A 6,544-nucleotide genomic window follows, 5' to 3' on the forward strand; every position below is an offset into this window, starting at 1 on the left:
CCCGCCCTCGGCCTATTGAAGATCAATGCGCTGGCCGCAGCCAATCGCCTGATCATCCCCACCCAGGCCGAGCCGCTGGCCCTGCATGGCCTGGATGGCATGGTCCGCACCGGCGAGATGGTCGAACGCTCGCGCCGCCGCCCGCTGCCGATCTCGATCCTGCCGACCCTGTTCGACCGCCGCACCCGCGCCGGCAACGAGTCGCTGCGCACCATGCAGGATCGTCACGGCACCCGTGTGTGGGAAGACGCGATTCCGATCGACACCCGCATCAGCAACGCCGCCGGCCTGACCCTGCCGAGCGTTGGTGAGGATTACCCGGGCCGCGGCCTGGCCGCCTATCGCCGCGCGCTGAACTGGATCCTCGGCGAGGATGCCCGCGCCCTGGAGCAGGCCGCATGAACAGCACCGGTGTACTGGACGACTACCTGGACGAACTGCTGGGCGAAGCGATCGCCGTGGCACCACCGGCTGCGCCGCCGCCGGCGAGCGACGAAGCGTGCCCAGCAATTGCAGCCGACGCCGAACGCGAGCCGACCTGGGATGACCTGCCGGCCGAGGTGATCTACGAAACCGAGACCGTCGCCGCTGCGCCTGCCGTCGACAACGCCGCACTCGAAGCCGCCTTCGAGGCGGCCGCAACGGCTGAGCGCGAACCCACCTGGGACGATCTGCCCGCCGAAGTGATCTACGAAACGGAGACTGTTGCTGCTGCCGCGGCAGAGGACGACGCAGCACTGGAGGCCGCCTTCGAGGCCGCCGCAATGCCTGTCGCCGCCCCCGAGCGCGAACCGACCTGGGATGACCTGCCTGACGAGGTGATCCACGAGACGGCCCCTGCTCCCGCCACCGCCAAGTCTGGCCCGGAACCTACATGGGACGACCTGCCGGACGAAGTGATCTACGAGACCGATCCGGCCGACAGCCATCGACTCGCCCACACCGACAGCCCCGGCCTGGAGGCCGCGTTCGAGGCCGCTGCCGGCGGCGAGGACGTTCCTGCGCCACCAGCGGCCGTGGTCACAGCACCCGCTCCAGTTGCGCGCACCGATGCCGCACCGCCCCCGCGCGTGGCCGTGGACGCGCCAGCAGGCAACCGCCCGAGCAGCTGGCAGGAGCTGCAGGCACAGGCACATCGGCCCGCCAGCAGCCCGCATCCGCAGAACCGACGCGCCGGCGAGCGCACCTCGCGCTGGCTGCGCCTGCGCTGCGGCACCCAGGCCTATGCACTGGAACTGCTGAAAGTGCAGGAAGTGGTGCTGCCGGTGCCGCTGCTGCCCTTGCGCGGCACTGCGCCGGCCATGCTGGGCATCATGAACCTGCGTGGCCAGGTGGTACCGGTGATGGACCTCGGCCTGCACCTGGGCGCCGCGGCCGCCGAAGACGACTCACAGACCCGCATCGTGGTGCTGGAGGAAGACGGCGAGACCATCGGCCTGCGCGTGTCGGCAGTGGAAGATGTCGCCAACCTCACCGATTCGCAGATCGAGCCGCCCGATACCGCTCGCATCTGCCAGATCTCCAACGACCTGTTCCGTGGCGTCGCCCGGGTCAGCCAGCGCCCGATGATCCTGCTGGATGCCACCCGGTTGTTGAGTTGAACGAAAAAAGGGGACGGAGGGGATTAAGTCGCAATCGACCAGGCTCTCCCGCAGCCACCCTCGGCAACCGCGACCACGCAGTGGGGACGTAAGGTATTGATCCAACGGATCAACGCCTTGCGTCCCCGACAGGCACCGCATCGGCGCAAAGCGCCGAGCCAGTTGCGACTTAATCCCCTCCGTCCCCTTTTCCACAGCGACCGCATCGACGCACCGCGTCGATTCCCCTAAAGAACCCCACCGGGGTGCCGTTATGGATCACGGAACCGTTTGTCCGGAGCAACGATGAGCACTGTCGAACTGGGTGGGGATCTCGGCATCGAGAGCACCACCGAGCTCAAGAACCGCCTCGCCCCGCTGGTGGCGCAGGCAGGCGAGCTGACCCTGGATGCCAGCCAGGTCGCCCGCATCCACACGGCCGCCGTGCAGGTGCTGTGTGCGTTCGTGCAGGCCCGCCGCGAGGCAGGCCTCGGCACCGGCTTCCACGGTTGCACTGCAACCTTCCGTGACGCCGCGCGCCTGCTGGGCGTCACCCAGGCCCTGGGCCTGGACGTAACCCATGACAACCTGAAATCTGTGGAGAACGCTGCATGAGCGCACGTATCTTGGTGGTGGACGATTCGGCGTCAATGCGCCAGATGGTGTCCTTCGCCCTCACCTCGGCCGGTTTTGCCGTCGAAGAAGCTGAAGACGGCGCGGTCGCGCTCGGTCGCGCCAAGGGCCAGCGCTTCAATGCGGTAGTCACCGACGTCAACATGCCGAACATGGACGGCATCGCGCTGATCCGCGAACTGCGCCAGCTGCCGGACTACAAGTTCACGCCGCTGCTGATGCTGACCACCGAATCGGCCGCCGACAAGAAGTCCGAAGGCAAGGCCGCCGGTGCCACCGGCTGGCTGGTCAAGCCGTTCAATCCGGAACAGCTGGTCGCCACCGTGCAGAAAGTGCTGGGCTGATCGCCCGCCACCGCTCCCCTTCTTCGCTTCCGGACCACCACTGCCATGAGCATGGACCTGCAACGCTTCCACGCCACCTTCTTCGAGGAGAGCCGCGAAGGCCTCGACGCGATGGAGGCTGGCCTGCTGGCCCTGGAATCGGGGCAGCAGGACGCGGAGATCATCAATTCGGTGTTCCGCGCCGCCCACTCGATCAAGGGCGGCGCCGGCACCTTCGGCTTCGATGCGATCGCCGGCCTGACCCATGTGCTGGAAACGCTGCTCGATGAGCTGCGTGCCGGCAAGCGGGCGCTGGAAGGCCACGCCGTCGACGCCATGCTGTCCTCGGTGGACGTGCTGCGCGCCCTGCTGCGCGAAGCCGAACACGGCCAAGCCGCCGATCCCGCCGCAGTTGCTGCGGTGAAGGCGCGCCTGGAGGCGGTTCTTTCCGGGGAGGCCGCAGCGAGCGCCCCCGCGGCCGCGGCAGCCAAGGTGGACGATACGCCGGAAGCCTGGCAGATCGGTTTCACCCCGGCGCCATCGCTGTTCATGAGCGGCAACGACCCGCTGCGCATCATCCGCGAACTTGAGCACCTGGGTTCGCTGCAGGTCGCCGCGCGCATGGAACGCCTGCCCGGCTTCGCCCAGCTCGACCCGCTCGAGGCCCACCTGGCGTGGGACCTGGGTCTGGTCGGCAAGGTGCCGCGCAGCAAGATTGAAGACACCTTCGCCTGGGTGCTGGACGACTGCGAACTGGACATCCGTCCGGCTGCGCCGCCGAGCCTGGCCACCGAGGCACCTGCCACACCCGCCCCTTCCACACCGGCTGCCGTTGTACCGGCGGCACCCGCCGCCGCTGCCAGCAGCGCTGGCGGCCAGGAAGCCGAAACCTCGATCCGGGTCAGCGTCGACAAGGTCGATGCGCTGATCAACCTGGTCGGCGAACTGGTCATCACCCAGGCCATGCTCAAGCAGGTCTCGCACGCGCTGGACCCGGTCCACGCCGAGAGCCTGTTCGCCGGCCTGGACCAGCTTGAACGCAACACTCGCGACCTGCAGGAAGCGGTGATCGGCGTGCGCATGCTGCCGGTCGATGCGGTGTTCCGCCGCTTCCCGCGCCTGGTCCGCGACCTGTCCAGCCGCCTCGGCAAGCAGGTCCGCCTGCGCACCGTCGGCGAAGGCACCGAACTGGACAAGGGCCTGATCGAAAAGATCGCCGATCCGCTGGTGCACCTGGTGCGCAACTCGATCGACCACGGTCTGGAAATGCCCGACGTGCGTCGCGGTGCGGGCAAGGACGAGACCGGCACGATCACCCTGGCAGCCTCGCATCAGGGCGGCCATATCGTCATCGAAGTCAGCGACGACGGCCGCGGCCTGGACCGCGCCAAGATCCTGGCCAAGGCCACCGAACGCGGCCTGGCGGTGCCGGACAACCCGACCGATTCGCAGGTCTGGGACCTGATTTTCCAGCCGGGTTTCTCCACCGCCGATGCAGTCACCGACCTGTCCGGCCGTGGCGTCGGCATGGACGTGGTCCGCCGCAACATCCAGGCGCTGGGGGGCGAGGTCCAGATCGAAAGCAGCCTCGGCGCTGGCACCCGAACGCTGATCCGGCTGCCGCTGACCCTGGCCATCCTCGACGGCATGACCGTGGCGGTGGCCGGTGAAACCCTGATCCTGCCGCTGGCTTATGTGCTTGAGGCCCTGCAGCCGCAGGCCGAGGACATCCGCAGCATGGCCGGCGAAGGCCGCGTGCTGCGCGTGCGTGGCGAGTATCTGCCGATCCTGTCGCTGAGCGAGTACTACGGCTACGGCAACCGCGCACCGGGCAGCGAATCGCTGGTGGTGGTGGTTGAAGGTGATGGCCAGAAGATTGCGCTGGAAGTGGACGAGCTGGTCGGTCAGCAGCAGGTGGTGGTGAAGAACATCGAGAACAACTACCGCCGCATCGGCGGGGTATCCGGTGCCACCATCCTTGGCGATGGCCGCGTGGCCCTGATCGTCGACATCGGCGGTCTGGTGCGTTCGCTGCGGATGCCGCAGGCCGCCTGATCCACGTTGAATGCGTGCACTGAGCCGCCGCCCTTCGGGGCGGCGGTTTTCGTTTGCGCGCACGGCCACGATCTGACCGCGCTCGCTTCGCCAGGCATACCGTGAACTCCGTCTGCATGAAGGTTTCGGGCGCAACCTTGCCGTTCAAGCGAAAGCCCTGTCATGGCACCACTTTCGCGACGTCATCCCTACGCAACCGAATGTGATCTGCGTCCATAAAGTCCATCCGAACTGCGCCGCTATTTCGCTTTGACGGCCGTCACCGAATCCCCACCGGGCACCACCGTTCGCTCTGCAACCACCCCCAGCCGACGCAACGACGCCGGCGCCCTGCCCACCTGGAGCACCCTGCATGAAGTGGTTCCACGATCTGCCCATCGCCCGCAAGCTGGCCGTGGGGTTCACCCTCACCACCTTGATGACCCTCGTCCTCGGCGCATTCGCACTGCTGCGGCTCAACGAGGCCAACAAGCAACTGGGCGAGATGGCCAGCAACGATATTCCCTCGGTGCAGCATCTCGGCGAGGCGCGCTCGCAACTCGGCGAGTTCCGCACCTACGAGCTGGCTCTGTTGAGCATGCTCGACCAGCCTGACAAGGTGGCCGACTACTACAAGCGCATGGACGACACCGCCAAGGCCGTGCATGACGAACTGGCCGCCTACTCGGCACTGCCAGCCCTGGCCAAGGAGCGCGAGCTGTACGCTGCGGCCAACGTACAGCTGGACCGCTACTTCGCTGCCAACAAGGCCATGCGCGAAGCCGTCGCGGCAGGCGACGGCACCTTGGCACGGCAGATCTCCGACGAACAGTCGCGCCCGGCCCGCCGTGACCTGTTCGCTGCGATGAAGACCCTCGGCACCCATATCGCCGGCCTGATGGATGCCAAGATCGCCGATGCAAATGCCACCCACCGCGCCAGCATGATCGCCATCATCGGCTGCATCGTGCTGCTGTCGCTGGTGGCAGCCGCGCTGGCAACGGTCATCTCGCGCGCCGTCACCGGCCCGCTCGGCAAGGCCGTGCACGCGATCCAGGCCGTTGCCCGTGGCGATCTCAGCGTCAGCACCCAGGCCACCAGCAAGGACGAAGCCGGCAAGATGCTGGCCGCCACCACCGAAATGACCGCGATGCTGCGCCGCTTCTCCGAGCAGACCCAGCTGATGGCGCAGATGCACGCCGGTCCGGACATCAGCCACCGCATTCCGGAAGACTTCCCGGGCGTCTATGGGCAGCTGGCCAGCGGTATCAACACGGTCATTTTCGAACATCTCGACGCGATCCGCGATGCCATCGACGTGCTCAACCAGTACGCCACCGGCAACCTCACCCCGGACGCACGCCGCCTGCCCGGCAGCCGCGCGATCCTGCACGAGTCGATGGATGCGGCCAAGGCCAGCCTGCTGGCCATCAACACGCAGATCCAGCAGCTGGCCTCGGCCGCCGCAGCCGGCGACTTCAGCCAGCGCGGTGATGCGCAGCGTTTCGATCACGATTTCCGCGTGATGATCGAGCAGCTCAACAGCATGATGCAGGTCGCCGACGGCAACCTCGGCCAGCTCTCGCAGCTGCTGCAGTCGATCGCCGCCGGCGACCTGACCGCGCGCATGGACGGCCAGTTCAACGGCGTGTTCGCACGCATGCGTGACGACGCCAACACCACCGTCGCGCAGCTGACGCAGATCGTCGGCCAGATCCAGGCCAGCGCCGGCAGCATCACCCTGGCCGCCGGTGAGATCGCTTCGGGCAACAGTGATCTGTCGCGCCGCACCGAGCAGCAGGCCGCCAATCTGGAAGAAACCGCCGCGTCGATGGAGGAACTGACCTCCACCGTGCGCCAGAACGCCGAACACGCCCGCCAGGCCAACCAGCTCGCCATCGGCGCACATGGCGTCGCCTCGCAGGGCGGTGAAGTGGTCGGCCAGGTGGTCACCACCATGTCGGCCATCGAAGC

At 67.4% G+C, this 6,544-nt stretch carries 6 protein-coding genes; all 6 read left to right on the forward strand.

The window, feature by feature from the left end; all coding sequences use genetic code 11:
* The coding region (locus tag QRO95_RS16795; RefSeq protein WP_285303044.1) for a ParA family protein at nt 1-402 on the forward strand (402 nt) is incomplete at its 5' end.
* Nucleotides 399-1,601, forward strand: coding sequence for a chemotaxis protein CheW (locus QRO95_RS16800; RefSeq protein ID WP_285303045.1), 1,203 nt, complete (start codon nt 399-401; stop codon nt 1,599-1,601). The genes QRO95_RS16795 and QRO95_RS16800, both read left to right, overlap by 4 nt.
* Nucleotides 1,602-1,886: 285 nt before the next feature.
* Nucleotides 1,887-2,195, forward strand: a complete 309-nt coding sequence (locus QRO95_RS16805) for a lipid asymmetry maintenance protein MlaB (RefSeq protein WP_014037092.1) — start codon at nt 1,887-1,889, stop codon at nt 2,193-2,195.
* A complete protein-coding gene (locus QRO95_RS16810; RefSeq protein ID WP_005409521.1) occupies nt 2,192-2,557 on the forward strand; it encodes a response regulator in 366 nt (121 codons plus the stop codon). Before QRO95_RS16805 ends, QRO95_RS16810 begins: the two co-directional genes overlap by 4 nt.
* Before the next feature lie 45 nt (nt 2,558-2,602).
* A complete protein-coding gene (locus QRO95_RS16815; RefSeq protein WP_032129224.1) occupies nt 2,603-4,591 on the forward strand; it encodes a chemotaxis protein CheA in 1,989 nt (662 codons plus the stop codon).
* A 352-nt stretch (nt 4,592-4,943) separates the two neighbouring features.
* A partial coding sequence (locus tag QRO95_RS16820) for a methyl-accepting chemotaxis protein (RefSeq protein ID WP_285303046.1) occupies nt 4,944-6,544 on the forward strand: 1,601 nt, incomplete at its 3' end.

It is taken from the genome of Stenotrophomonas maltophilia group sp. Smal13 (genome assembly GCF_030236855.1).
GTDB lineage: Bacteria > Pseudomonadota > Gammaproteobacteria > Xanthomonadales > Xanthomonadaceae > Stenotrophomonas > Stenotrophomonas maltophilia_A.

Bases quoted from the DNA above. Each gene is read 5' to 3' on its own strand.
- QRO95_RS16815 (WP_032129224.1), top strand. From the start codon at position 2,603: ATGAGCATGGACCTGCAACGCTTCCACGCCACCTTCTTCGAGGAGAGC.
- QRO95_RS16805 (WP_014037092.1), top strand. From the start codon at position 1,887: ATGAGCACTGTCGAACTGGGTGGGGATCTCGGCATCGAGAGCACCACC.
- QRO95_RS16800 (WP_285303045.1), top strand. From the start codon at position 399: ATGAACAGCACCGGTGTACTGGACGACTACCTGGACGAACTGCTGGGC.
- QRO95_RS16810 (WP_005409521.1), top strand. From the start codon at position 2,192: ATGAGCGCACGTATCTTGGTGGTGGACGATTCGGCGTCAATGCGCCAG.